The sequence below is a fragment of the Pontibaca methylaminivorans genome (assembly GCF_900156525.1).
Taxonomy (GTDB): Bacteria; Pseudomonadota; Alphaproteobacteria; order Rhodobacterales; family Rhodobacteraceae; genus Pontibaca; species Pontibaca methylaminivorans.
Genome location: NZ_FTPS01000001.1, coordinates 239113 through 265286, shown reverse-complemented (window position 1 = coordinate 265286; position 26174 = coordinate 239113). Strand labels below are relative to the sequence as shown.

Below are 26174 nucleotides of genomic sequence, written 5' to 3'. Positions count from 1 at the left end.
CACAAGGCGGTTGCACCCCGCGCCGCCGGGGGCGAGAGTGGCGCCATGAGCACGATCAGCACCCCATGGCCGCATGGCCGGATCATCGAGACCGAACAGTGCCTTGCCGAGGGTGCGGCCTGGCTTGCCATACAGGAGCCCCGCTTTGCGGCGGCGCTCGAGCGCAGCGGGCCGCTGCCGCTGCGCCGCCGCGGCGACGGGTTTTCCGAGCTTCTGAATGCGATCGTGAGCCAGCAGCTCAGCACCGCCGCCGCGGCGACGATCTGGGCGCGGCTGCAGGCCGCCGGACTGACCGATCCGCAGCGGATACTCGGGGCGGACGAGGCCGACCTGCGCGCCGCCGGGCTGAGCCGGCAGAAAGTCCGCTATGCCAGGGCGCTCGCGGGGGCCAGGATCGACTATGCCGCGTTGCGCGGGGTGCCGACCGGGGAGGTCGTCGCCACGCTGATCGAGGTGCCGGGGATCGGGCGCTGGACGGCCGAGATCTATGCCATGTTCAGCCTTGGCCATGCGGATGTCTTTGCCCCCGGCGACCTTGCCCTGCAGGAGGCGGCGCGGGTGCTGTTCGAGCTTCCCGAGCGGCCGCGCGAGCGGGCGCTGCGCGGGATGGCGCAAGAGTGGTCACCGTGGCGGGCGGTTGCAGCGCAGCTTCTCTGGGCCTATTACCGCGAGCTCAAGGGCAGGGAAGGGGTCAGATGACACGGGTTCTGAACACGGGGCGCAGGGAGCCGGTTTCGGGCGAGACGCGCTCGGCGGTGGTGTTTCTTCACGGCTATGGGGCGAACGGGGCGGACCTGCTGGGGCTTGCCGACCCCCTGGGGGCGCATCTGCCCGATACGCTGTTTCTGGCGCCGGACGCGCCCGAAAGCTGCGCCGGCGCGCCGTTCGGCTTCCAGTGGTTTCCGATTCCCTGGATCGACGGATCGAGCGAAGAGGTCGCCATGCGCGGCATGGGCGCGGCGGTCACGGATCTGAACGCGTTTCTCGATGCCGTGATGGTGGACGAGGATCTGCTGCCGGAGCAGGTGGTGCTGTTCGGCTTTTCGCAGGGCAGCATGATGGCGCTGCATGTGGCACCGCGGCGCGAGGATGCGGTGGCCGGGGTCGTCGCCTTTTCCGGCCGTCTGCTGCAGCCGGAGCTGCTTCCCGGCGAGGTGGTGCAGCGCCCGCCGGTGCTGCTCGTGCACGGGGATGCCGACGACGTGGTGCCGGTGCAGTCCATGGCGGAAAGCGCCGAGGCGCTGCAGGCCGCCGGGTGGAGCGATCTTTACGCCCATGTGATGAAGGGCACGGGCCACGGTATTGCGCCCGACGGGCTGAGCGTCGCGCTTGCCTTCATGCGTGACAAGCTCGGGCTCTGACGGGGGGCTATTGCGGCTCCCAGAGCCAGCTTTCCGCAAATTCCACCGAATTTCCCGCCGGGTCGCGCACATAGAGCGAGCGCGCTCCGTGCGGCCAGTCGAACTCGGCGTCGATCCCGATCCCGGCCGCGACCAGCCGGGCACGCATCGCGGCGATCTGCTCCCGGTCGAGCACGAAACAGACGTGGCCCGGCCCGGTCGCCCCATGGGTCGGCACCGGCAGGCGCGGATTGCGCGAGGGGAGCTTCGTCGCCTCGGGGTTGAACACCAGCAGCACCGCGGCGCCGACGCGAAAGAATATGTGGCGCCCCTCGACCGTCTGGAACGGTTCGAGCCCGATCAGATCGCCGTAAAAGCGGCGCGCGGCCTCGAGATCCTCGGCATAGACCGCGCTTTCCAGAACGGCGCTCGGGGCGGGAGCGTCGGGCAGATGTGTCATGATCCGGACTATAGCACGCGGCCCGGTTCCGGCCAGTCCCGCAACCTGTCGCAGTCGCGCTTGCCTGAGCGCGGGCGGGCGTTATAGTCAGGCCACGCGCGCAGGAAAGGCAGACGCGAAAGGACAGAAACAGACGGGTGGCTGATAGTCCGACAGAAAGAGGTCCGACAGAAAGGATCCCGCAGGGGATCCGGTCGAAACGCGGGGCAGGGCAATGAGCGCGCCGGCCCCTGATCTGCGCACGCTGGTGCTCAACGCCGACATGCAGCCGCTCAGCTATGCGCCGCTTTCCGTCTGCAGCTGGCAGCAGGCCATCGTCTCGGTGTTCCGGGGGCGGGTCATTCAGGTCAAGGCCTATGACGACGTGACCGTTCGTTCGGCCAGTTGCGAACACGAAGTGCCCGCCGTCATCGCGCTCAAGACATACCGCCGGCGCAAGGCGGTGGCCTTTACCCGCTACAACCTGTTCCTGCGCGACGAATTCCGCTGCCAGTATTGCGGCCGCCATCTGCCGGCAAAGGATCTGACCTTTGACCACGTGGTGCCGCGCAGCCGGGGCGGGGCGTCAAGCTGGACCAATGTCGTGGCCTGCTGCGCGAGCGACAATCTGCGCAAGGGGGACCGCACCCCGGCGGAGGTAGGGCTGCGCCTTTTGCGCAAACCGTTCCGCCCGACCGGGTTTCAACTCGATGCGGCGGCGCGCAAGCTCCCCGGGGCCGAGGCACAACTGCACCGGACCTGGCTCGATTTCCTGTATTGGGGGGCCGAACTCAAGCGCCGCTGACACGTGTCACGCCCGCCCGCTGTTCGCGCTGTTCACGTTGTCAGCCGAACACCCGGGCGAGCGCCTGATCCACGGCATCGGTGATCGCGTCGATGTCGCTTTCCGTCGCGATCAGGGCCGGGCTGAAGCAGAGCGTGTTGTTGTAACCCGGGATCGAACGGTTGGTCATGCCGATCAGCACGCCCTGTTTCGCGCAATCGGACACCACGGCGGCGACGCGGGCTTCCTGCACCGGGGCGCGGCTTTCGCGGTCGGTGACCAGTTCGGCGCCGCAGAACAGCCCGGCGCCGCGCACGTCGCCGATGACGGCGTGGCGTTCCATCAGGTCGCGCAGATTGTCCATCAGCCGCGCGCCCATGGCGGTGGTGTTCGCAAGCAGCCCCTCGTCCTCGATGATCGCAAGGTTCTCGAGCGCCGCGACCGGCCCGGCGGTGCAGCCGCCGAAGGTCGAGACATCGCGGAAATAGTTGAGCGGATCGCTGGCGTCGTCCTTGAACTGGTCGAATACCGCCTCGGTCGTGGCCAGACAGGCAATCGCCGCATAGCCCGAGGCGACCCCCTTGGCCATGGTCACCATGTCCGGCTGCACGCCGTATTGCTGATAGCCGAACCAGGTGCCGGTGCGCCCGACGCCGCAGACCACCTCGTCGATGATAAGCAGAATGTCGTGGCGGCGGCAGATGTCCTGCACCCGCTCCCAATAGCCCGAGGGCGGCGGGATCACCCCGCCCCCCGCGGTGACGGGTTCGAGGCAGAGCGCGCCGACAGTATCCGGCCCCTCGCGCAGGATCACGGCCTCGATCTGGTCGGCGGCCCATTCGCCGTAATTCTCCTGCGGCGCACCCTCCTGTTCATGGGCGCGGTATTGCAGGCAGTGTGGCACACGCAGGAAACCGGGGGTGAAGGGGCCGTATTGCGCGTTGCGCTCGTCCTGCCCGCCGGCGGAAAGCGCGGTGATGGTGGTGCCGTGATAGTCGCGGTCGCGATAGAGGATCTTGTGCTTGCGCCCGCCATGGCGCTTGTGGGCGATCTGGCGCACGATCTTGAACGCCTTTTCATTCGCCTCGGAGCCCGAATTGCAGTAATAAAGCCGCGCAAGCCCCGGCATCTTTTCAATAATCCGCTCGGCAAACCGCGCGCCGGGGACCGAGCCGGCGGCGCCCGCGAAATAGTTGAGCCGCACCAGCTGGTCGCGGATCGCATCGGCAATCCGTTCGCGCCCGTAGCCGACATTCACGGTCCAGACCGCGCCCGACACCGCATCGAGATATTCCTTGCCGTCCTGATCCCAGAGCCGCATGCCGCGCCCCTCGACCCAGATGCGCGGGTCCGAGGTCTCGAACGGCTTGTGCTGGGTCAGGTGGTGCCAGACATGGGCCTTGTCCGCTGCGATGATCCGGCTCAGGTCGTTTTCATTGATGGTTCCGTCCATGGCCCGTCCTTTCCGGTGGAAGGCGGCTGCCGCGTGCGCACCCGGAGGGCCGCCGGCAATCTGTCGAAAACATGCTACATGATCGCTGCCGGTTGCGTCCAGCATGGAAGCCGCGGGCAGAGCGGCATGGCCCGGCGAAGATGTGACCGGAACTGCCGCGTGCGGGATGGAACTTCGATCCTGCGCATGTATTGATCCCGAAGGAGCGGATAAGGAGTTGCCCCATGCAGAGTCGAACCAGCCCCTCGCGCGGGCCCGGATCGCCGAGGGTCACGGGATTTTACGACGAGGACACCGGCAGCATCCAGTATGTGGCGAGCGATCCCGACAGCCGCCGTGCGGCGCTGATCGACGTGGTGATGGGTTTCGACCACCGGCATGCGCGCACCGATACGAATGCGGCGGAAGCGATCCTCGACCATGTGGAGCGCGAGGGGCTTGAGGTCGAATGGATCCTCGACACCCACCCCCATGCCGATCACCTGCAGGCCTCGGCCTGGCTGAGGGAACGGCTCGGTGTGCCGAACGCGATCGGCGCCGAGGTGGCCGAAATCGCCGGATTGTGGCGCGATATATATAACTTGCCGGGTGCCTTTCATGTCGAGGATGAATTCGACCGCCTGTTCGCGGACGGGGAGCGTTTCACGATCGGCGGGCTTGACGTGCGGGTGATGCTCTCGCCCGGCCATACGCTCGGTTCGGTCACCTATGTGGTCGGGGATGACGCGGCCTTCGTGCATGACACCTTCATGCAGCCCGATGCGGGCACCTCGCGCGCCGATTTTCCGGGGGGCAATGCGGGCGTGCTTTATGACAGCCTCCAGCGGATCCTGGCGCTGCCGGATGAAACCCGGCTGTTCGTCGGCCATGATTACGGCACCGACACGCGCGAGGAACCGGCGTGGGAATCGACCGTGGGCGAACAGAGGGCGCATAACATCCACCTGCGCGGCGGCGTGTCGCGGGCCGATTATGTCGCCCTGCGCGAGGCGCGGGACCGCAGCCTGCCGCTGCCCGACCGCATGCTGCACGTGCTGCAGATGAACCTGCGCGCCGGACGCGCCCCCGCGCCCGAGGCGGACGGGCGCAGCTATCTGCGGATTCCGCTCAACCGGTTCTGAACAGCCGTCAGGAAAGGAAGGCCACCATGCGAAGCGAGGACACCGAAGCGGGCGTGCTGCGCCACTGGAGCGTCGAGGACGTGCACGAGGGGCTCGACCGCGGCGAGGTCGTGCTGATCGACGTGCGCACCCCGGCCGAGTTCGCCTTTGAACGTATCCGCGGCGCGCTGCTGTCACCCATGCAGGAGCTTGACCCCAAACATCTGCCGCAGCCGGGCGGGCGGCGCCATGTGGTGTTTCACTGCGGATCGGGCGTGCGGTCGCGGCGCATGGCGGAGCTTGCGCTCCGGGCCGGCTGGAGCGGGGCGGACCATATGGAGGGCGGGTTCGCCGCATGGAAACAGGCCGGGCTCGGCTATATCGGCACCGATATGGCGAGCGGCGCGCCCAAGGACATGATGGCGCGGAAATAGCGCTTGAACCGTCCCGTTACGCCCGCCCCCAGCCGCCGCCGCCCGGTGTGCGCATGACGAAGGCCGCGCCTGCCGGCAGGTCGATCTCGTCATTGCCGTCAAGGTCGATGCGCTCGCCCCCGGGCATTTCGGCCCAGTTCGCGCCGACCCGCCCCGGCGCGCCGCCACGGGCCCCGAAGGGCGGCACATGGCGGTGCGAGGACAGCGTGGTCACGGTCACCGGCGCGAGAAAGCGCAGCCGCCGCAGCGCGCCGTTGCCACCGCGCCACCGGCCGGCACCGCCCGTATCCGGCGCGATGGAAAACTCCTCGAGCCGGACCGGAAAGCGCTGTTCGAGGATTTCGGGATCGGTCATGCGGGTGTTGGTCATGTGGCTCTGCACCGCGTCGCAGCCGTCGAATCCGGGTCCCGCACCGGTGCCCCCGGCGATGGTCTCGTAATTCTGGAAGCGGTCATTGCCCCAGATGAAATTGTTCATGGTCCCCTGCGATCCCGCAATGACCCCGAGCGCGCCGAAAAGCGCGTTGCACATGGCCTGGCTCACCTCGGTGTTGCCGGCGATCACCGCCGCCGGATAGCGCGCGTTCACCATGCTGCCCTCGGGGGCGATGATGCGCAGCGGCTTCAGGCAGCCCTCGTTCAGCGGGATGTCGCTGCCGACGAGACAGCGGAACGCATAAAGCACCACCGCCCGGCAGATGGCGAGCGGCGCGTTGTAATTGCCCGCCTGCTGTGGGGAAGTGCCGGTGAAATCGACCACGGCTTCGCGGCGCACACGGTCGATGCCGACACTCACGCGGATTTCGGCGCCACCGTCCATCGGATATGTGAAGCTGCCGCCCGGCAGGTCGTCGAGCACGCGGCGCACGCTTTCCTCGGCATTGTCCTGGATATGGCCCATGTAGGCGCGCACCACCTCGGCCCCGTAGTGATCGACCACGGAAAGCAGCGCCTGCCGCCCGGTCTCGTTCGCCGCGATCTGGGCCTCGAGATCGGCCATGTTCTGCGCGATGTTGCGGCAGGGCCAGCGCCCGGACCCGAGCAGCGCCTCGGCCTCGGCGCGGCGCAGGCGACCTTTCGACACGAGGCGGAAATTGTCGATCAGAACGCCTTCCTCGTCGATATGGCGGCTGTCGGGCGGCCCGCTTCCGGGAGTGCGCCCGCCGATATCGGCATGATGGCCCCGGCTGCCCAGCCAGAAGGCCGGTTGCCCACCAACGAACACCGGGGAAATCACGGTGACATCAGGAAGATGCGTGCCGCCATTGAAGGGAGAGTTCAACATGAACACGTCGCCCTCGTTGATGTCGCCCGCGTTTTCCCGGATCACCGTGCGCACGCTGTCCGACATGGATCCGAGATGCACCGGAACATGCGGCGCATTGGCGACGAGGTTGCCGCCCGCATCGAAAATCGCGCAGGAAAAATCGAGCCGTTCCTTGATGTTGACCGACCATGCGGTGTTGGCGAGCGTCGCGCCCATCTGCTCGGCCACCGACATGAACAGGTTGCCCATGAGTTCGAGCAGCACCGCATCGGCACCGGTCCCGGACTGCGCGCGCTGTCGCTTCGCGATGCGGTCGAGGACGAGATTTCCGAACCCGTCGAGCCGCCCGGCCCAGCCGTCCTCGATTATGGTGGTGCCGGTGGCTTCGGTAATGATCGCGGGGCCGGCAATCGCGGCGTCGCGTGGCAGATCCCCGCGATGGTGAAGCGGCACATCGCGCCATTCACCCCCCGCGAACATGGGCACGCGCGCGCAGGGCGCCGGATCATCGCCGAAGGGCGCGGGGGCGGGGGATGCGCCGCTTTCGCCCATCGCCTCGACCGTCACCATCTCGATCAGGATCGCGCGCCCCGGGGCGGTAAAGCCGAATCGCGCCTTGTGGGCGGCATCGAAGGCGGCTTTCATCGCATCCGCATCGCCGAGCGGCACTTCGAGCGACTGGTGCGAGCCCTCATAGCGCAGATGCGCGCCGGCGCGGCTGCTGACCGTCCGCGGCCCCTGGGCGCGCACCTCGGATTCGGCCTCGTCGCGCAGGCGGGCGAGCGCGGCAGCGGCCTTGTCCGCGTGTTCGAGCGGCAGATCCACCTGCGCCTCGCGCAGCGCCCGGATTTCGGCCAGTCCCATCCCGTAGGCGGACAGCACGCCGGCATGGGGGTGGATCAGCACGCGCTCCATCCCGAGCGCATCGGCCACGAGGCAGGCGTGCTGCCCGCCCGCGCCGCCGAAACACTGGAGCGTGTAATCGCTCACGTCATGGCCGCGCTGCACGCTGATCTTGCGGATCGCATTCGCCATGTTGTCGACCGCAATGCGCAGAAAGCCGTCGGCAATGTCCTCGGGGTGGCGCTGCGTTTCACCGGTTTCACCCGCGATTTCAACGGCAAGCGCGGCGAACTTCTCGCGCACCGTGTCGGCGTCCAGCGGCTCGTTTCCTTCGGGGCCGAAGACATGGGGGAAATGCCCGGGGTTGAGCTTGCCCAGCATCACGTTGCAGTCGGTGACCGTCAGCGGGCCGCCACGGCGATAGCAGGCGGGGCCGGGATCGGCGCCCGCGCTGTCCGGGCCGACCTGAAACCGCCCCTGCGCGAAACGGCAGATCGACCCGCCCCCGGCCGCCACCGTGTGAATCGCCATCATCGGCGCGCGCAGTCGCACGCCGGCGACTTCGGTTTCGAAACTGCGCTCATAGGCCCCGGCGTAATGGCTCACATCGGTCGAGGTGCCGCCCATGTCGAAGCCGATGAGCCGGCCACAGCCCGCCGCCTCGCCGGTCTTCACCATGCCGACAATCCCCCCGGCCGGCCCCGACAGGATTGCGTCGCGCCCCTGAAAACGGTGCGCATCCGTAAGCCCGCCCGAAGACTGCATGAACAGGAGCCGCTCGCAGGCCCGCCCGAGGTCGAGCGCCTCGGCGACCTGATCCACATAGCGGCGCAGGATCGGCGAGAGATAGGCATCGACCACGGTGGTGTCGCTGCGCCCGACCAGCTTGGACAGGCGGCTGACCTCGTGGCTGACCGAAATCTGCGTGAAGCCGGCCTCGCGCGCCATCTCGGCCATGCGGGCCTCGTGCACCGGGTTCAGATAGGCATGCAAGCCGGCAATCGCGACCGCGCGCAGCCCCTCGCCATGCGCGGCATCGAGCGCCGCGCGGGCGGCGGCCTCGTCCAGCGGGCGGATCACGCGACCCTGCGCATCAAGGCGTTCGTCCAGTTCCGCCACCTGCACATGCAGCGGCAGGGGGCGTTCCACATGCAGATCAAACAGGCGCGGCCGGTTCTGGTAGCCGATCACCGGAAGGTCGCGAAAGCCCCGGGTGATCATCAGCAGCACCGGCTCGCCCTTGCGTTCGAGCAGGGCATTGGTGGCAACGGTCGTGCCCATCTTGACCGCCGAAATCGCGCGGTCGGGCAGGGGGCCGTCGCCAAGGCCCATGATCTCGCGGATCCCCTGCACGGCCGCGTCCGGGTAGCGTTCGGGGTTTTCCGAGAGCAGCTTGTGCGTGACAAGGGCCCCGTCCGGGCGACGCGCCACCACATCGATGAAGGTGCCACCCCGGTCGATCCAGAACTCCCACTGTCCGGCCATGGCACGCCCTCCCGCTGTTCCGGCGTTGGTTGTGCGAAGCGCGGCCTGCCTTGTCAACGCCTGCTCACCGTGCGGGAGGCCGCATCCGGGCGGGCGGATCCACGGTAGCAGAATCGTGCGCGGGCATGCTAAGGATAGTGGCATGAATACAGCCGCCCCCAATATGATGCAGAATCCCCGTGTGATCCGCCAGCTTGACGAGGCGCTGATCAACCGCATCGCCGCCGGCGAGGTGGTCGAGCGCCCGGCCTCGGCGGTCAAGGAACTGGTCGAGAATGCCATTGACGCCGGCGCAGGCCGCATCCGCATCGACATCGCCGACGGTGGCAAGACACTGATCCGTATCACCGACGACGGCTGCGGCATCCCGCCCGCGGATCTGCCGGTGGCGCTCGCCCGCCATGCGACATCCAAGCTCGACGGCTCCGACCTGCTGAACATCCACAGCTTCGGCTTTCGCGGCGAGGCGCTCGCCTCGCTGGCCGCGGTCGGGCGGCTTGAACTCACGAGCCGCGCCGCCGGACATGAGGCCGCGCGCATCCGCGTGAACGGCGGCCGGGCCGGCGAGGTCGAGCCCGCCGCCCTGCGCGAGGGCACGGTGGTCGAGCTGCGCGATCTTTTCCACGCCACGCCCGCGCGGCTCAAGTTCCTGCGCACGGAGCGGGCGGAATCCCAGGCGATCAGTGACGTGGTGAAGCGGCTCGCCATGGCGGAACCTGCGGTCGGATTCATCCTGCGCGACATATCGGGCGGGGGCGAGGGGCGCCTGATCCTGCGCGCCGATTCCGAAGGCGGCGACCTGTTCGATGCGCTCGGGGCGCGGCTTGCGCGGATCATGGGGCGTGATTTCATCGACAATGCGCTCGGGATCGACGCCACGCGCGAGGGGATCCGCCTGCACGGCTATGCGGCGCTGCCGACCTATTCGCGCGGGGCGGCGGTCGCGCAGTTCCTGTTCGTGAACGGCCGCCCGGTGAAGGACCGGGCGCTGACCGGGGCCTTGCGCGCCGCCTATCAGGACGTTCTGAGCCGCGACCGCCACCCGGCGGCGGCGCTGTTCATCGACTGCCCGACGGACCTGGTCGATGTGAACGTGCACCCGGCCAAGGCCGAGGTGCGGTTCCGCGAACCCGGCGTTGTGCGCGGGCTGATCGTCACGGCCCTGCGTCACGGGCTGGCCGGGGCCGGGCACCGGGCCTCGACCACGGTGGGGGCGGCGACGCTCGGTGCATTGCGACCCGAACCGTTCGACGGCGCGCCGGGCGAAGAGACGCCCGCGCGCATCTATCAGATGGATCATGCCTCGGTGCCGGCCCGCGCCGCCGCATGGCGCGCACAGGCACCCGACACCCGGGCGCCCGGCCTTGCCGAGATGCAGATGCCCTGGAGCGGCCGCACCGTCGAACCCGTCGAACCTGCCGCAGCGGAGGAGGACACCACCGCGCATCCCCTTGGTGCGGCGCGGGGGCAGGTGCATGAAAACTATATCATCGCCCAGACCGGAACCGGCATCGTGATCGTCGATCAGCACGCCGCCCATGAACGGCTGGTTTATGAACGGCTGAAGCGGCAGATGGCGGAAAACGGCGTTGCCGCGCAGGCGCTGCTGATCCCCGAGATCGTCGAGCTTTCCGCCGGGGACTGCGCGCGGCTGCTGGAGATGGCGGCGGATTTCGCGCGGCTCGGCCTCGTGATCGAGCCTTTCGGCGGCAGCGCGGTCGCGGTGCGCGAAACCCCGGCGATCCTCGGCGAGGTGAACGCCGGCGCCATGTTGCGCGACATGCTGGACGAACTTGTCGATCAGGGCGAGAGCACCACGCTCGAAACCCGGCTGAATGCGATCCTCAGCCGCATGGCCTGCCACGGCTCGGTGCGCTCGGGGCGGCGGATGGGCGCCGAAGAGATGAACGCCCTGCTGCGCGAGATGGAGGCAACCCCCCATTCCGGCCAGTGCAACCACGGGCGCCCGACTTATGTCGAATTGAAACTATCCGATATCGAGCGGCTGTTCGAACGCAGTTGACCGCTCAGACGCGAGAACGTAGCGTGAACGACATGTTGGCTGATTCTTATCTCTGGCTCGCTTTCGCCGTTGCGGGGCTTTTCGCGCTGCTCTGGCTGTCGACGCGCGCCGCTCGATCCGGTGAAGCGACGGCGCGTGCCGCCGCCGAGGCCGAGGTCGCCCGGCTTCGCGAGGACCTCGCGCGCCGGGGCGCCGAGGCCGAGCGTGCTGCCGGGCTGGAGCAGCAGCTTGTCGAGTTGCGGGCGCTCGGCGAGCGGGAAAAATCCGCCCGGATCGGCGCCGAAAGCGAACTTGCAACGCTGAAACAGGCACATGAGGCGCGGCTCGAAGAACTGCGCGGCATGAAGACAGAGCTCGAGGACCGGTTCGAAACCCTCGCAAGCGGGGTGCTGCGCAAGAATGCGGAGCAGTTCCTCGGCCTCGTGAGCGAACGCTTCCAGAAACACAGCCAGTCGGCCAGCGAGGATCTGGAAAAGCGTCATCTCGCGATTTCCAGCCTGGTCAAGCCGCTGGACGAGAAGCTCGGCCAGTTCGACCGCCGCATCAAGGAAATCGAGACCGCCCGCAACGAGGCATACGGGGCCATCCGCCAGCAGGTGAAGGAACTGGCCGAGGGGCAGGCCGCGCTCGGCACCGAGACCCGCCGCCTCGTGCAGGCGCTGCGCACGCCCAAGACCCGCGGCCGCTGGGGAGAGATGCAGCTGCGGCAGGTGTTCGAGATGGCCGGCATGAGCGAAAACGTCGATTACCGCCTTGAACAGCAGGTGACCACCGACGAAACCGTGCAGCGCCCCGATGCGATCGTCCACATTCCGGGCGGCAAGAGCATCGTGATTGACGCGAAAACCCCGCTCGACGCCTATCTGAACGCGCTCGAAAGCGACACGCCCGAGGCACAGCAGCACCAGATCACCCGCCATGCCGAACAGGTGCGCAGCCATGTGCGGCTGCTGTCCTCGAAGAAATATCAGGCGGCGATCCGCGAAACGCCGGATTTCGTGGTCATGTTCATCCCCGGAGAAACCTTCGTCGCTGCCGCGGTCGAGGCCGATCCGGCACTGATCGAATACGCGTTCGAGCACCGGATCCTGATTGCGACGCCGACCACGCTCATGGCGCTGGTCAAGGCGATCGCCTATGGCTGGCAGCAGGAAAAGATGGCGGAAAATGCCGTCGAGGTGCAGCGTCTCGCACGGGATCTTTACGAGCGCCTCGGGAAGTTCGGCGAACATCTCACCCGGCTCGGCACCTCGCTCGACCGCGCGGTGACGAGCTACAACAGCGCGGTCGGCTCGATGGAGGGCAGGGTGCTGCCTACCGCCCGCAAATTCGAATCGATGGGCGTGCTGCCGGCCGGAACCGAACTCTCCCGTCCCGCCCAGATCGAACGCGAAGCCCGCCGCCCGACCGCGGCCGAACTGACCGAGTGACGGAACGGCCCCCGCCATGACGGGGCATGTATTTCGCATCGCGCATCGCGACGGAATGCCCGGGTTGCGGCGGGGCATCAATGACCGCCCCGCGCTCGCCGGCGCGCCCGGCCCGGCCGGCCAGCCGGAAACGGTCAAAAGGGCTCTCAAGCCCGCCGGGCTTGCAAGGACCGGACGCGCGCGCCCCGGGCGCAGCTTCAGCGATCGCCCGGGCCCTTGCGCGCGAGCAGGGTGCGGGTGACTTCGCGGCAGATCTCGGGCTTCCGCTCGACGGCGGCGACCAGTTCGCGCAACTCGCGCCGGGTCCGGTGCAACTGGTCGAGCAGCGACATGACCATGCCGAGCGCATCCTCGTTCAGGCCGAATTCATCGCTCAGCTCGCAAAGCAGTTCGAGCCGCGCGAGGTCGATTTCACGGAAGGCGGGGCCGCGCTCGGTCTGGACCGGGGTCACGATCTCGGCCCGGACATAGGCGCGCAAGCGGGTGGTGCTCAGCCCGTCGAGGCGCTGGATGATCTGGGTTTCCGAATAAAGAACCGTCATGTCTTCATCCTCTTGCGGGGATCATAGCCATGATCGCGGCGCCATTTCTCCATGAATTCGGCAAGGTCCGGGTCGATCTTCGGTGGTGTCGTGATCGCCAGTTCGACCCGCTGGTCGCCGCGGCTGTCAGAGCCGCGCTTCTTCACGCCGCGGTTGCGCAGCCGCAGGGTCTGGCCGCTGTTGGCTCCTTTCGGGATCGTCAGCATCACCGGCCCCTCGATGGTCGGTGTCTCGACCCGGCCGCCGAGGATCGCCTCGTCGATGGTGACGGGAAGGGTCAGGACGATATCGTCACCCTCGCGCCGGAACAGCGGGTGCGGCGTGACGGCGAGCGTCACCAGCGCGTCCCCCGGCCGCCCGCCGCCCGGTGCGGGATGGCCCTTGCCACGCAGGCGGATCGTCTGGCCGTCGGCGCTGCCCTCGGGAATGCGCACCTCGAGCGCGGCACCATCGGGCAGCGTGATCCGGGTGCGCGCGCCCTTCACCGCATCAAGGAAAGGCACCTCGAGCGCATAGCGCGCATCCATCCCGCGAAGCTCTCCGCCACCGGTCCGGCCGCGCTGGTGGAAGAACTGCGCAAAGATATCCGACGGATCAACATCATCAAAGCCGGATGCGTCATGGCGCTGCCAGCCGCCGAAGGCTTCGCCGTAGGGATTGTCGCCCGTATCGGCGAAATCGCGGTAATAGCGGCGCTGCTGATGGGCATGGGTCTCGGCACCGCTCGCGTCGATCTCGCCGCGGTCGAACCGGGCCCGGGTCTCGGGGTCGCGCAGCAGGTCATAGGCGGCCGAGGCCGCCTTGAAACGGGCCTCGGCATCCGCGTCGTCCGGGTTCAGATCCGGGTGGCTCGAGCGGGCGATCTTGCGGTAGGCTTTTCTTATCTCGTCATCGCTGGCGGTCTTTGCGACGCCCAGCGCTGCATAAGGATCGGTGTTCATAAAAACATTCTCCGCTGCCGCAGGGGGCGCGGCACAACATCACCTGAAGGTGATGAAAGCGCGGAGACCCTGAAATTCAAGGGGGATTTTCAGATCCATTTCGCCATCGGCGGCAGGCTCATCAGCACCGCGTCGGCATCATGGCCGGTCTCGAGCCCGAATTTCGTGCCCCGGTCATAGACCAGATTGTATTCGGCATAGAGCCCGCGATGCACGAGCTGCGCCTCTTTTTCCGCGGCGGTCCAGTCCTGCGGCCGACGTTTTTCCACCAGGGGCAGAAAGGCCGGCAGAAAGGCGCAGCCGATGTCGCGGGTCAGGGCGAAATCGGCTGCCCAGTCCCGCGTGCAGTAATCATCCATGAAAATTCCGCCCACGCCCCGCGCGCGGTGACGGTGCGGGATATAGAAATACTCGTTTGCCCAGGCCTTGAACCGGGGATAGAGCCCGGTCCCGTGCGGATCGAGCCAGCGCTGCTGCTCGCGGTGAAAGAACTCCGTGTCCTCGGCATATTCGATCGCCGGGTTGAGATCGGATCCGCCGCCGAACCACCAGCCGTGCGGGGTCCAGAACATGCGGGTGTTCATGTGCACCGCCGGCACATGCGGGTTCTGCATATGCGCGACGAGAGAAATTCCGCTGGCCCAGAACCGGGGATCCTCGCGCATCCCCGGCAGGCCCTTGCGGGCGGCCATGGCTTCCTGCGCGCGGGACCCAAGCGTGCCGAACACGGTCGAGACATTGACCCCGACCTTTTCGAACACGCGCCCGCCGCGCATCACGCTCATGAGCCCGCCGCCCGCATCCTCGCCTTCAGGCGCGGCGCGGCGGGTTTCGGTGACGGTGAACCGCCCCGGTGCCGCGTCGGAGAGCGGGCCGCGGTGGTGGCTGTCCTCGAGATCCTCGAAGGCCGCCACGATCCGGTCGCGCAATTCGCGGAACCAGGCGGCGGCGCGGTGTTTTTCCTGATCCATCATCATAATCGTCCCTGCGGGGGCCGGCCCTGTGCCGGGTTGGAAAGCGTCATGTCAGGCAGGTCCGTCAGCCGCGCCAGTCGAAAAACCCGGGGCCGGCTTCGGCCAGCAGGTCACGCGCCATAGCGCGCCCGGTCTCGGCGCCGGCGCTGATCGCGCAGACACGCTCGTCCCGCAGCGCCTGCGAACCATCGGGGCGCAGCACCTCGCCGCGCAGCCGCAATCGGTCGCCCTCGATCACCGCAAGCCCGGCGATCGGCGTCTCGCAGGAGCCGTCGAGTTCGGCCAGGAAGGCGCGTTCGGCCGCGAGGCGTTCACCCGTTTCGCGGTCATGGATCGCGGCGAGCATCGCCGCCACGCGCGCATCATCCATGCGCCGCTCGATCCCGATCGCGCCCTGGGCAACGGCCGGCAGCATCGCGGTCACCTCGATCGGGGTCGCCGGCACGTCGCTCTGGCCCAGGCGGTTCAGCCCGGCCATGGCCAGAAAGGTGCAGTCCGCCACGCCCTCGGCCAGCTTGCGCAGCCGGGTCTGCACGTTGCCGCGGAATTCGACCACCCGGACATCGGGCCGGCGGTTCAGGATCTGGGCGCGGCGGCGCAGGCTTGACGTGCCGACCACGGCACCGGGGGCGAGATCCTCGATCGCGGTCCTGGCGGGCGAGATGAAGGCATCGCGCGGATCCTCGCGCGGCAGATAGGTGTCGAGCACGAGCCCCCCGGGCTGGAGCACCGGCATGTCCTTCATCGAATGCACGGCGATGTCGATCGCGCCCTCGAGCAGGGCGGATTCGATCTCGCGGGTGAACAGCCCCTTGCCGCCCAGTTCCTTCAGCGGCCGGTCGGTGATGCGGTCGCCCGTGGTGCGGATCGGGACGATTTCGAAACAGTCGCCCGAAAGGTCGAAGGCGGCCGCGAGGCGGTCGCGGGTCTCATGTGCCTGCGCAAGCGCCAGCGGCGAGCCACGGGTGCCGATCCTGAGCGGCGCGGCGGGAGAGGGGAGGTCATGTGTCATGCCCTGTCTTTAACCGCGTCACAATGCCCTTACAACCACGCGAAACCCGCCCATGCGCTTGACAAAGCGCAGCCGAGCGCCGAGCCGTTGCACCGATCACAGGAAGCGGAATGAAAGGGCATGTAATGGCAAAGAAAAAGATGCTGCGCGCACTCGCAGGCGAGACGCTTGCCGTGCCGCCGGTCTGGATGATGCGGCAGGCCGGGCGCTACCTGCCCGAATACCGGGCGACGCGCGAACAGGCCGGGGATTTCCTGTCGCTCTGCTACAACAGCGATCTGGCGACCGAGGTCACGCTGCAGCCGATCCGCCGCTTCGGTTTCGATGCCGCGATCCTGTTTGCCGACATCCTGCTGATCCCGCAGGCGCTCGGCGCCGAGCTCTGGTTCGTGACGGGGGAGGGGCCGCGCCTGTCCACCATCACCACCGCGCGGGATTTCGAGGCGCTGAAACCCGCCGAGGTGATCCACGAAACGCTTGCCCCGATCTATCAGACGCTGCGCAATCTCACGCAGGAGCTTCCGGCGGAAACGACGCTGATCGGCTTTGCCGGCGCGCCCTGGACGGTCGCGACCTACATGATCGCCGGGCGCGGCACGCCGGATCAGGCACCGGCCCATGCGCTCATGCGCGAAAACCGCGCCCTGTTCCGCGCGCTGATCGAGCGGCTGACCGAAGCCACGATCCTTTACCTGTCGGCGCAGGTCGAGGCCGGGGCCGAGGTGATCAAGCTGTTCGACAGCTGGGCCGGATCGCTGAAGGGCGCGGATTTCGACGAGTTCGCGCTTGAACCCTGCCGCCGCATCACCGCCGCGCTGAAGGAACGCCACCCCGGGATTGCGGTGATCGGCTTTCCGCGCGAGGCGGGCGAGCGTTACATCGGTTTCGGCCGGGCGACCGGGATCGACTGCGTTGCGCTCGACAATTCGGTCTCGCCCGAGTGGGCGGCTGAACATGTGCAGCGGGACGGCTGCGTGCAGGGCAACCTTGCGCCCTCGCATCTGGTCACCGGCGGCAGCGCGCTGGTCGAGGAAACCCGCCGCATCCGCGACGCCTTCAGCGGGGGGCCGCATGTGTTCAACCTGGGCCACGGCATCACGCCCGACGCCGACCCGGCCAATGTGCAGCGGATGATCGACACGATTCGCGAATGATCCCGGGCGGCGGGGAGGGCAGGGCCGTGCGGGCCATTTGTGGCCTTGACGCACCCCGCGCCCTGCCATAAGTGCGGGGTCGTTCGTGGCGGAGTAGCTCAGGTGGTTAGAGCAGCGGAATCATAATCCGCGTGTCGGGGGTTCAAGTCCCTCCTCCGCTACCATATCCCATTGATTTTCTGATAAATTCCAGAAACGGCAACTCTACCCACCATCACCCCAAGCCGAACGGGGTTCAGGCGGGCACAAGATCGGCGATGCGCGCGGCGGGCCAGTTGTAACCGGACGTGCTGAACGCGCGACGTGAAGACACCTTTATCAACAGGTCTTCGGCCCGGTACGGCCCCTTCAAGGTAAGTTCCTTGAAGCGTTTGGAATACTTCCAGAACCCGCCGCCGTAGTTTTCTTCGCCGCGTTCTGAATACCAGGTCATTTCTTCGACGTAGGTTTGATGTCCTGCGAGACGTCCCAGCCAAAACGCCTTGTCTTTGGGGTCGTACATCCACATGCCGCTCTTGCCGTTGAAGCCGTGAACCCACCGTTCGAAGGTACGAGGTGAATAACGCTCGCGCATCCAACGCATGGCTTCGGCGTAAAGGCAGGCGTAGCGTCAGGTGCGAACCGCCGCGCTCGAGGGTAATACCGCACGGTTGCGGGCCAACACGTCACGGGGCGGCGCCGCGCCCGGCGGTCAGCCTTCGCTGCGATACATCTGATTCGTCAGCGTCGCCTTCAGCACCGCCTGGGCCGTGGTTTCCACCACCAGCGCCTCGCGCGCGAGGCGGAGGTGCTTTTCCACCGTGGCAACGGTCAGCCCCATCAGGAGCGCAATATCCTGCGTGGTCTTGCCGTCGCCGACCCATTGCAGCGCCTCGCGCTGGCGCGGGGTGAGGCTGCGCCGGGGATGGGTGTAGGGCAGGGCCATGATGCGCAGGTGGACCACGTCGTTCATCAGCCGGATGTCATGCCCGTGTTCGGCCCAGATCTCATCGGCCTCTTCCTGCGTCAGGCCGGCGCGGGCGGTGAGGGCGATCGCATCCTTCTGGCGCGGGTTCGGGGAATGGAAGCTGATCGTATAGCCGGCGGTCACGGCCATCTTCTGGTTGAATTCCAGCACCTTCATCTCGCCCTCGGTCAGGGCGCCGCGCCTGAGCATCTCGCTGACATGGCCCCAGCTGCAGGCGCCCTCGTTCTCCAGCGCCCATCTGACCATCGGCGCCTGCATATAGAGCCGGTCTTCGACGAAGGGGCGCATATAGGCGGAGTCGTGGTTGGTGAGGATCAGGAAATCCTCGGGATCGCCGAGCGAGGTTTCGGTACGGAACTGGGTGCGTCCATAGATCAGCCGGTCAAAACCGAAGGCCGTCATCTGCGCGCAATGCCCGAACCAGAGCGCTTCGAGCGAGGGGGCAGTGGTGACGGCATGCAGATAGTCCCGCAGCTCCATCAACGGTCCACGCCTTCCAGATGGGCCTTGAGCGCCTCGAGCGCGAGCGCGTAGCCATGCGCGCCGAAGCCGCAGATCTGGCCGAGCGCGACCGGCGCGATATGCGACAGGTGCCGGAAATCTTCCCGCGCATGGATATTGGAAAGATGAAGCTCCACCACCGGCACATCCACCGAACTGATCGCGTCGCGCAGCGCGATCGAACTGTGCGTATAGGCGCCGGCATTGAGGACGATCCCGTCATGGGTGTCGCGGGCGTCGTGGATCGCGTCGATCAGCACGCCCTCGTGATTCGACTGCCGGAAGGTCACGGCGAGGCCGAGCGCCGCCCCGTGGCGGGCGCAGGTCTCCTCGATCATCGCGAGGGTCGTCTCGCCATAGATGTCAGGCTGGCGCGTGCCGAGAAGATTGAGGTTCGGGCCGTTCAGGACAAGGATCGAGCGCATGGGGATTCACCGTTATGTCATCTGTCTGAATAGGCTTTGCCGGCCCACGCTGTCCAGTTCGGCCCGGCCCGCCATTGCCAAGCACCGGCGCGGGTGCGATCTTTGCCACGGTTCTGATACGGGTCCAATACAGGTCGAGAGAGGGTCCATGCGCGACCAGTCCCGCCTTCCGGCCGTGCTGCGCGGCCTTCGGCTGCCGCTCGTCGGTGCGCCGATGTTCCTGGTCTCGGGGCCGGAGCTTGTCATCGCGCAGTGCAAGGCCGGGATCATCGGCGCGTTTCCCGCCCTCAACGCGCGCGAGGCCGAGGGCGAGCCGGTCGCGCTTGAACGCTGGCTCACCCGGATCACCGAGGAACTCGCGCGCCACGACCGCGACCATCCCGAACGCCCGGCGGCACCGTTCGCGGTGAACCAGATCGTGCATCGCTCCAACACGCGGCTTGAACGCGACGTGGAGATCTGCCGCCGTCACCGGGTTCCGATCTGGATCACATCGCTGGGCGCGCGCCCCGAGGTGAACGAGGCGGCGCATTCCTGCGGCGGCATCGTCCTGCATGACGTGGTCAACGACCGCTTTGCACGCAAGGCCGTCGCCCGCGGCGCGGACGGGCTGATCGCCGTTGCGGCCGGCGCGGGGGGCCATGCCGGCGCGCTGTCGCCATTCGCGCTGATGGCCGAGATCCGCGCCTGGTTCGACGGGCCGCTTCTGCTGTCGGGCGCGATCGCGACCGGGCGTGCGCTGCTTGCCGCGCGGGCGCTCGGGGCCGATCTGGGTTATATGGGCACGCCGTTCATCGCCACTCCCGAGGCGCGGGCTCATGATGCCTACAAGCAGATGGTTCTTGCCGGCGGGGCCGAGGACATCGTGGCCACCGATGCCGTGACCGGGATTTCCGGGAATTTCCTGCGCGATTCAATCATCGCCGCCGGACTCGATCCCGAACAGGTGGCGCGGTCGGCCGCGGATCGGCCCGATACCGGTCTTGATGGTGAAAGCCGCGCCTGGCGGGACATCTGGAGCGCCGGCCACGGTATCGGTTCGGTGCAGGCGATCACTCCGGTCGCCGAACTGGTCGAGCGGATCGCGCGGGAATACCACGCGGCCGGGCGCGAGCTTGCAGCCGATTTTCCGCCGTCACCGGTTCCCGGCACCTGATATTTAACATAATACCGATTATGGGATTTATGGACAGGCGTGCGGATGAACGCATCTGCATCTGCCCCGGTTCGCTGCGCCGCGCTGTCGTGCCGGGATGATGCGTCCTGACCCTGCCGCGAGGATCAGGACGTGGTTGCCACGCCGCACCGATGGCGGGCCCGTGAGCGAAGCGTCAGAACCGCAGGCCGAGCTTCAGATTGATGCGGTCGGCTTTGGTCTTGTCGGCGCGGGTATATTCGGCACCGGCCAGCCAGCGGTTGGTCAGCGCATAGTCGAGACCGACACCATACACGGCCTGGCTTTCCGTCAGGTCGATCCCGGCGGCCGCGTAAGGCAGGAAACGTCCGAGCGCATAGCCGACCTGGGTCTTTGCCTCGAAGGAATCGAGGCTGCCCGCCTTGTTGTAGGCAAGCTCTCCGCCCAGGACGAGGTTGCTTGCAAACTGGTGCCGGTAGCCCGCGAACAGGCCCCAGGTCGCCTGTGAGCGGCGGTAGGATTCGGTGCCGGCGACCTCCTGTTCGTCGATGATCACCGGCTCGGCGTCATCTATCAGCCAGTCGTTCCAGGTGTCGTCCGGTGTGCCCTCGGCGATGGTTTCGCAAGCCGACTGATAAGGCTCTTCGGTGCCGTCCTGATGCGTCAGCTGATACACCGGCTCGAAGCTCGCGCAGCCCCCGGCAGCCTGGATATCGTTATAAAGATCGGTCTTGGTATAGGGGCGCGTCTCCTGCCGCGTCTCGGTGATGTTGCGCCGGTGCTTGCTGCGCGTGACCCCGGCGCTGATGCCGGCATAGGGGCCGGTCCAGCTGAATTGCGGTGCCGGCCGGGTCACGGGCGGATCGGACAATTGCCCCCCGAGGCTTCCGGCGCTGGCTGCCGTGGCGGTGAAAGCCAGCACGGCAAATGAAACAGGCGAAATTATATTCCGTATTTTCATGGTATTATCCCCACATATGGCCGTCCCGCCGGCGATGCCGATCATCGCGGACGAAACAGCCCTTTTCCCCGCCGGACGGTCTATCCGGCAATGTTAATTGTTTCTAGATGCGGACAATCAAACGGCGACAATTGTTCGGCAGTCGCGTCGCAAAGGTAACACTCGCGGGCCCGGTTCACCCGGTCCGGGGTGGTTTTCGGGGTGGTTCAGGGGCGATCGGCCCCCTGCCCCTCTCCCTGCTCCGGCGTATCGGCTGTGCGCGGGCCCTCGGCCTGCACCTCTGGGGGGCCGGCATGTGCCATGTCGAATTCCCCCGCGTTGCGCAGCCAAAGGTCGCGCTGCGGGCGCGGCGTTTCGATGCCGGCTTCGGCGAAGCGCTCGACAATTTCGTGATACATGTCTGATTTCACGTTCAAAATCCAGTTCACGTCGCGCAGGATCGCCCGGATCTCGAACTCATAGGCATTGCTGCCGATGCCCTTGAACAGCGCATATGGGGCGGGGTTGGCCAGCACCATGGGGTGATTGTTGGCGATGTCGTTCAGGATCGCCTCGACCTTGCGGGTATCGCTGCCATAGGCGACCTCGACCGTCACGATGGCCCGCCCGATGGTGTTGCCGCGCGTGTAATTGGTGACCGTGCCGCTGATCAGGTCCGAGTTCGGGACGATGACATCGAACCGGTCAAAGCTTTCGATCCGGGTCGAGCGCACCGAGATGTCGCGCACATATCCCATGAGCCCGCCGACCTCGATCCAGTCGCCCTTGGAGATCGGCCGCTCGATCAGCAGGATGATGCCGCTGACGAAATTGGAAACAATGGTCTGGAGCCCGAAGCCGACCCCGACCGACAGCGCCCCGGCCACGATCGCGAGCGAGGACAGGTCGAGCCCGGCCATGGTGATCGCCGCCAGCGCCGCGAGGAACACACCGATATAGCCGGTGCCCGCAACCACCGCGTTCTGCGCACCCGAATCGAGCCGCGTGCGCGGCAGGAGCGCGCTGCGCAGCCCGGATTTCGTCAGTTGCGTCAGAACATAACCGACGACGAAGATCAGCACGAAGACCAGAAAGCTCGTTGGCGAGATATGGACGTCCCCGATCTGAAAGCCGGTGATGAACTTGGTCCAGAGCTCGGTCAGATCGGACAGCCGCGCGCCCCAGATCAGCGCCAGGATCGGCATCGACGCGAGGATCAGGGCGATCGCGAACAGGATCGAGGCGAGCCCGTCCCGCACCGCCTCTCCGCGCCGGCTGAGCCAGGCATAGACGTCGACCAGGAAGCCGTGCACGACCACCATGGTGCCGATCAGCGTCAATGTCAGCATCACCGGAAAGATGAGCGCGATCGCCGCCTGCACATAGCCCGCCATGGCGAGGACCGGCGCGACCAGCGCCAGCACGAACACCGCGCGGCGCATCAGCCGGCTGAGATTGCCAAGCTCGCGGGCGCCGTCATCGTTTTCGTCGCGCGCGGACGGAACATAGGCGGACAGGCGGTGCAGACGCAGCAGGATCAGCGAGGCCAGCACGACCACCGGGAAGATCAGCACCGCGAAGGAAGCCGCCGAGATGTTCTCGGCCCGGCTGAGAAGCTGCACCATCCCGGCAAGGATCAGCGTGCCCGCCAGCAGGTCGACGAGGAAACGCGTCTGCGAATGCTGCTCGGGATTGACCGGCAGCAGCATGTTGTCGTTGTGTTGCGTGAAAATCTTATCGCTGAGCCAGCGGAACAGCAGGAAGATCCCGCCCCAGATCGGGATCTGTTCGAGCAGCATCTGCCCCCGGAACCCGAACAGCCCGCCGTAAAGCAGCGCCCGCACGATGATGATGACGCCAAGCAGCGGCAGCAGGATGCGCGCGACCGAGACCACGAAGCTCCAGACCCCGGTGTTGCGCCCGCCATAGCTGCGCATGTAATTGCCGAACCGCTTGGCCCAGACCCGGCCCCGCGCCAGCAGCACCGCGCCGACGAGAACGAGAAAGACGATGAACGGCAGACGGTTCTGGAACTCCTGCCGCACCATGCTGGAATGCCAGGAGCCGTGCAGTTCGTTCGAGACCGCGGTGACATAGCGGCGCAGATCGCTGAAGGCCGCAGCCCAGTGTTCGGGCAGCAGGGGCGACGGCCCCCGGGTCAGCAGGCGCGCGGTCTGACGGTCGCGCAGGATCCGGTCGATTTCGGCGATAAGGCCGTCGGCCCTTGTATAGGCTTCTTCCGCCACCACCCGCGGCACGCGCAGCCTGTCGAGCTGGGTGTTGAGCTGGGCGCGCATCTCGGCGATGTCCTGCGGTTCCTCGCTGCCCTCCTCGGGTTCGGGGCCAAGCGCCTCGAGTTGCGACTGCAACGTCTTGATGCGCGAGGAATTTCGGTCCCGGGTCGAAACGAAGGTTTCGCGGTAGCGCACGAGATTGCTGCGCATGGTTTCGAGCGAGGCGTTCGAGATATCCTCGCTGTCGATCATCTGCTCGGCCCGCTCGGCCGTGGTCAGCCAGCGCTGATGCGCCTCCGCGTCGCCGCCGTTGACAGTGCCGGATTGCGCCAGCGCCATCGTGCAGGACAGCACCGACAGCAGCAGCGCGACAAGCAGGCGCGCGGCCGGCAGACGTGAAAGCGTCATGGACGGCCTCATCCGTCCTGGAACACGCCGGGAATGCTGGCCGGCGCGCGGCTCATCCACTCGGGAACCGGCAGGCCCTTGCTGCTCAGGAAATCGCGGTTGAACAGCTTGGACTGATAGCGCGTTCCGTAATCGCAAAGCACGGTGACGATGGTATGCCCGGGCCCGAGGTCGCGGGCAAGCCGCACGGCGCCGGCGACATTGATGCCGGACGACCCCCCCAGAACGAGCCCCTCTTCGCGCAGCAGGTCGAAAATATAGGGCAGCGCCTCTTCATCGCCGATCTGATAGGAGAAATCGGGCGTGAATCCCTCAAGGTTGCGGGTGATGCGCCCCTGCCCGATCCCTTCGGTGATCGAGCTCCCCTCGGCCTTGAGCTCTCCGGTGGTGTAATAGGAAAAGAGCGCGGCCCCCATGGGATCGGCCAGCGCGATCTTCACCCCCTTCGGCTGCAGCGCATCCGCGACCCCGGCCAGCGTCCCGCCCGATCCGACCGCAGCCACGAATCCATCCACCCGGCCCCCGGTCTGTTCGTGGATCTCGGGGCCGGTGGTCTCGGCATGGGCGCGCCGGTTCGCGAGGTTGTCGAACTGGTTGGCCCAGATCGCCCCGTTCGGCTCGCTCCGGGCAAGCTCCTGCGCCAGCCGTTCGGAATAGCGGACATAGTTGTTCGGATTGCGATAGGGTGCGGCCGGCACCTGCACGAGCTCTGCCCCCGCAAGGCGCAGCATGTCCTTCTTTTCCTGGCTTTGCGTCTCGGGGATGACGATGACGGTGCGAAACCCCATGGAGGCGCCGACCAGCGCAAGGCCGATGCCCGTGTTCCCCGCCGTGCCCTCGACGATGGTGCCACCGGGGTGCAACTCGCCCCGCGCGATCGCGTCGCGGATGATGTAGAGCGCGGCGCGGTCCTTGACCGACTGGCCGGGATTCATGAACTCCGCCTTGCCGTGAATCTCGCAGCCGGTCAGTTCGCTGACATGGCGCAGCCGGATCAGAGGTGTCCTGCCGATGGCGCTCGCCAGATCGTTCGCGATATGCATGATGTTTCCCCGCTGCTGGTGGCTGTGGCCGGGCCGGTGGACCATGTTGCGAAAGCCCTGTCCGTTCCAACAAGCACAATCTCGACCATGGCTCAACCCGTGGCGCTGCCCGCAGCCCGCAAGCGTTCGTGATGCCGCCCGAGCCAGAGCGCCAGCGCAACGAGCGGCATATCGCGCAGCCGGCCCCGGTCGAGCGCTTCGAAAAGCTCGGCCGCGGGCAGGCTGCGGCTGCGGATGTCCTCGCCCTCGGTGTCCAGCCCGCCACCGCCGGCACGGGTCGTGAAATCGGCGATGCCGATGAAAAGATGCACGAACTCGGTGGAGTTCCCGGCACTGGAATAGGCGCCGCCCGCGGGGTCCAGCACATCCAGCGTCAGTCCCGCTTCTTCCTCTGCCTCGCGCCGGGCGGTGGCGTCGGGGGATTCGCCCGCATCGACATAGCCCGCGACCGGCTCCCAGAGCCAGGGATCGGGGTCGCCGGCCATGAAGAGCGGCGCGCGGAACTGCTGCACCAGCAGTACCCGGTCCTGGCGCGGATCATAGGGCAGCACCGCCGCCGCCTCGCCCGCGATCAGCGCCGCCCGGGTCTGCACGGGGCTCATGGCGCCATCAAAACGGCGAAAGCGCAGGTCGGTCTCGTCCAGCGCGAAGAACCGGCTGTAGGGCCGCCGCCGCGCGAGCATCTCGACATCGCGCGCCGGGGCCGTACTGGTGCGTGCCCGCGCCGCAAGCACGGCAGCGGCGCGGCGTTCCATCGCCGGGGCGAGCAAGGCCACCTCGGCCGAGGCAAGCCGCCCGAAATGCGCCATCGCCTCTTCGGCCACCATGACCGACACTTCGGCCCAGTCCCGCAGCCAGTCCTCAAGGGACCACGGCCCTCCCGCCTGCCAGCGTCCGGCGCGGGCAAAGAACGCCTCGGCCCGGTGTTGGCGCCCCCCGCCATCCCGCACCGCGACCTCGCGCAGTTCATAATCCTCCTCGCCCTCATAGAACCGCAGCCGCGCCACGTCCCCGGCATCGAGCCCCCGCACCAGCAGCCCCTCGGCGCCCTGCCCCGGCGCGGCGGTCAGGACCGGGAAGGGCCGCCCGCGAACATGGTGCGGGCGGTGGTCATCGAGCCTCGCCATGGCAAGCTCGAGACCGTCCACCGCCCGGCCGAGAACCGCCTCGAGCAGCGGAACGTGGCGCAGCGTGCCGTAAAGGAAGATTGTGGTGCTCATGACATGCGATTCCCGCCCTTCGACCGCCCGGGCCTTGTTTCGAACCTGCCGCGCCGTTTCAATAGCTGCCGGTCGCGGGG

General features: G+C 67.2%; 23 protein-coding genes and 1 tRNA gene. 10 read left to right on the top strand and 14 right to left on the bottom strand.

Features of this window, described 5'->3' with window-relative positions; translation table 11 throughout:
• The first annotated feature begins 45 nt into the window (after window positions 1-45).
• Both B0B01_RS01375 and B0B01_RS01370 read left to right on the top strand, forming a co-directional pair.
• Complete coding sequence (locus B0B01_RS01375) at window positions 46-699, top strand: DNA-3-methyladenine glycosylase family protein (protein ID WP_076646604.1); 654 nt, start codon at window positions 46-48, stop codon at window positions 697-699.
• Window positions 696-1361: an alpha/beta hydrolase gene (locus B0B01_RS01370; protein WP_076646602.1), complete on the top strand. Its 666-nt coding sequence runs from the start codon at window positions 696-698 to the stop codon at window positions 1359-1361. Before B0B01_RS01375 ends, B0B01_RS01370 begins: the two co-directional genes overlap by 4 nt.
• A gap of 7 nt (window positions 1362-1368) precedes the next feature.
• On the opposite strand, the gene B0B01_RS01365 is transcribed toward B0B01_RS01370, so the two are convergent.
• The gene (locus B0B01_RS01365; protein ID WP_076646600.1) at window positions 1369-1800 is read right to left on the bottom strand and encodes a VOC family protein; all 432 of its coding nucleotides are present in this window, start codon (window positions 1798-1800) and stop codon (window positions 1369-1371) included.
• 214 nt (window positions 1801-2014) lie between these two features.
• On the opposite strand from B0B01_RS01365, the gene B0B01_RS01360 reads away from it, so the two are divergent.
• The gene (locus tag B0B01_RS01360) at window positions 2015-2584 is read left to right on the top strand and encodes an HNH endonuclease (RefSeq protein WP_076646598.1); all 570 of its coding nucleotides are present in this window, start codon (window positions 2015-2017) and stop codon (window positions 2582-2584) included.
• 40 nt (window positions 2585-2624) lie between these two features.
• On the opposite strand, the gene B0B01_RS01355 is transcribed toward B0B01_RS01360, so the two are convergent.
• Window positions 2625-4016 (bottom strand): aminotransferase family protein, encoded by a 1392-nt coding sequence (locus B0B01_RS01355; protein WP_076646596.1) that lies wholly within the window; start codon window positions 4014-4016, stop codon window positions 2625-2627.
• A 224-nt stretch (window positions 4017-4240) separates the two neighbouring features.
• Here B0B01_RS01355 and B0B01_RS01350 point away from each other — a divergent pair, with 224 nt between their 5' ends.
• Window positions 4241-5137 carry an MBL fold metallo-hydrolase gene (locus B0B01_RS01350; protein WP_076646593.1) on the top strand — a complete coding sequence of 299 codons (897 nt, stop codon included), beginning with the start codon at window positions 4241-4243 and terminating at the stop codon, window positions 5135-5137.
• A 26-nt stretch (window positions 5138-5163) separates the two neighbouring features.
• The gene (locus tag B0B01_RS01345; RefSeq protein WP_076646591.1) at window positions 5164-5550 is read left to right on the top strand and encodes a rhodanese-like domain-containing protein; all 387 of its coding nucleotides are present in this window, start codon (window positions 5164-5166) and stop codon (window positions 5548-5550) included.
• 16 nt (window positions 5551-5566) lie between these two features.
• Here B0B01_RS01345 and B0B01_RS01340 read toward each other — a convergent pair whose 3' ends face one another.
• Window positions 5567-9145: a hydantoinase B/oxoprolinase family protein gene (locus B0B01_RS01340; RefSeq protein ID WP_076646589.1), complete on the bottom strand. Its 3579-nt coding sequence runs from the start codon at window positions 9143-9145 to the stop codon at window positions 5567-5569.
• 142 nt (window positions 9146-9287) lie between these two features.
• Between B0B01_RS01340 and mutL the strand changes: the two genes are divergently transcribed.
• Both mutL and rmuC read left to right on the top strand, forming a co-directional pair.
• Window positions 9288-11168 (top strand): DNA mismatch repair endonuclease MutL, encoded by a 1881-nt coding sequence (gene mutL / locus B0B01_RS01335; RefSeq protein ID WP_076646587.1) that lies wholly within the window; start codon window positions 9288-9290, stop codon window positions 11166-11168.
• Window positions 11169-11200: 32 nt separating this feature from the next.
• Window positions 11201-12598 (top strand): DNA recombination protein RmuC, encoded by a 1398-nt coding sequence (rmuC, locus tag B0B01_RS01330; RefSeq protein WP_076646585.1) that lies wholly within the window; start codon window positions 11201-11203, stop codon window positions 12596-12598.
• 197 nt (window positions 12599-12795) lie between these two features.
• Here the strand turns inward: rmuC and B0B01_RS01325 are convergent, their stop codons facing one another.
• The 4 genes from B0B01_RS01325 to hemC all read right to left on the bottom strand — a co-directional run bounded on the left by B0B01_RS01325 (window position 12796) and on the right by hemC (window position 16067).
• Window positions 12796-13140: a chaperone modulator CbpM gene (locus B0B01_RS01325; RefSeq protein ID WP_076646583.1), complete on the bottom strand. Its 345-nt coding sequence runs from the start codon at window positions 13138-13140 to the stop codon at window positions 12796-12798.
• A complete protein-coding gene (locus tag B0B01_RS01320) occupies window positions 13137-14081 on the bottom strand; it encodes a DnaJ C-terminal domain-containing protein (RefSeq protein WP_076646581.1) in 945 nt (314 codons plus the stop codon). The genes B0B01_RS01325 and B0B01_RS01320 overlap by 4 nt, the downstream gene beginning before the upstream one ends.
• Window positions 14082-14170: 89 nt before the next feature.
• Window positions 14171-15055: an oxygen-dependent coproporphyrinogen oxidase gene (hemF, locus tag B0B01_RS01315; RefSeq protein WP_407675189.1), complete on the bottom strand. Its 885-nt coding sequence runs from the start codon at window positions 15053-15055 to the stop codon at window positions 14171-14173.
• 64 nt (window positions 15056-15119) lie between these two features.
• On the bottom strand, window positions 15120-16067 hold the full coding sequence (gene hemC / locus B0B01_RS01310) for a hydroxymethylbilane synthase (protein ID WP_076646577.1): 948 nt from the start codon (window positions 16065-16067) through the stop codon (window positions 15120-15122).
• 125 nt (window positions 16068-16192) lie between these two features.
• Here hemC and hemE point away from each other — a divergent pair, with 125 nt between their 5' ends.
• Window positions 16193-17221 carry a uroporphyrinogen decarboxylase gene (hemE, locus tag B0B01_RS01305; protein WP_076646575.1) on the top strand — a complete coding sequence of 343 codons (1029 nt, stop codon included), beginning with the start codon at window positions 16193-16195 and terminating at the stop codon, window positions 17219-17221.
• Window positions 17222-17308: 87 nt separating this feature from the next.
• A tRNA-Met gene (locus tag B0B01_RS01300) sits at window positions 17309-17385 on the top strand.
• A gap of 71 nt (window positions 17386-17456) precedes the next feature.
• Here the strand turns inward: B0B01_RS01300 and B0B01_RS01295 are convergent.
• The 3 genes from B0B01_RS01295 to aroQ form a co-directional block, all read right to left on the bottom strand.
• On the bottom strand, window positions 17457-17795 hold the full coding sequence (locus B0B01_RS01295; protein ID WP_143732999.1) for a hypothetical protein: 339 nt from the start codon (window positions 17793-17795) through the stop codon (window positions 17457-17459).
• 117 nt (window positions 17796-17912) lie between these two features.
• A complete protein-coding gene (locus tag B0B01_RS01290; RefSeq protein ID WP_076646571.1) occupies window positions 17913-18668 on the bottom strand; it encodes a LuxR family transcriptional regulator in 756 nt (251 codons plus the stop codon).
• Complete coding sequence (gene aroQ / locus B0B01_RS01285; protein ID WP_076646569.1) at window positions 18668-19114, bottom strand: type II 3-dehydroquinate dehydratase; 447 nt, start codon at window positions 19112-19114, stop codon at window positions 18668-18670. The genes B0B01_RS01290 and aroQ overlap by 1 nt, the downstream gene beginning before the upstream one ends.
• Before the next feature lie 148 nt (window positions 19115-19262).
• Between aroQ and B0B01_RS01280 the strand changes: the two genes are divergently transcribed.
• Window positions 19263-20270: an NAD(P)H-dependent flavin oxidoreductase gene (locus tag B0B01_RS01280; RefSeq protein ID WP_076646567.1), complete on the top strand. Its 1008-nt coding sequence runs from the start codon at window positions 19263-19265 to the stop codon at window positions 20268-20270.
• A 175-nt stretch (window positions 20271-20445) separates the two neighbouring features.
• Here B0B01_RS01280 and B0B01_RS01275 read toward each other — a convergent pair whose 3' ends face one another.
• The 4 genes from B0B01_RS01275 to B0B01_RS01260 all read right to left on the bottom strand — a co-directional run bounded on the left by B0B01_RS01275 (window position 20446) and on the right by B0B01_RS01260 (window position 26094).
• Window positions 20446-21210: an outer membrane protein gene (locus tag B0B01_RS01275; protein ID WP_143732998.1), complete on the bottom strand. Its 765-nt coding sequence runs from the start codon at window positions 21208-21210 to the stop codon at window positions 20446-20448.
• Window positions 21211-21416: 206 nt separating this feature from the next.
• The gene (locus B0B01_RS01270; RefSeq protein ID WP_076646563.1) at window positions 21417-23831 is read right to left on the bottom strand and encodes a DUF3772 domain-containing protein; all 2415 of its coding nucleotides are present in this window, start codon (window positions 23829-23831) and stop codon (window positions 21417-21419) included.
• Window positions 23832-23839: 8 nt separating this feature from the next.
• Window positions 23840-24874, bottom strand: a complete 1035-nt coding sequence (locus tag B0B01_RS01265) for a cysteine synthase A (protein ID WP_076646561.1) — start codon at window positions 24872-24874, stop codon at window positions 23840-23842.
• Between the two features lie 92 nt (window positions 24875-24966).
• Window positions 24967-26094: an NUDIX domain-containing protein gene (locus B0B01_RS01260; protein ID WP_076646559.1), complete on the bottom strand. Its 1128-nt coding sequence runs from the start codon at window positions 26092-26094 to the stop codon at window positions 24967-24969.
• Window positions 26095-26174 lie beyond the last annotated feature (80 nt).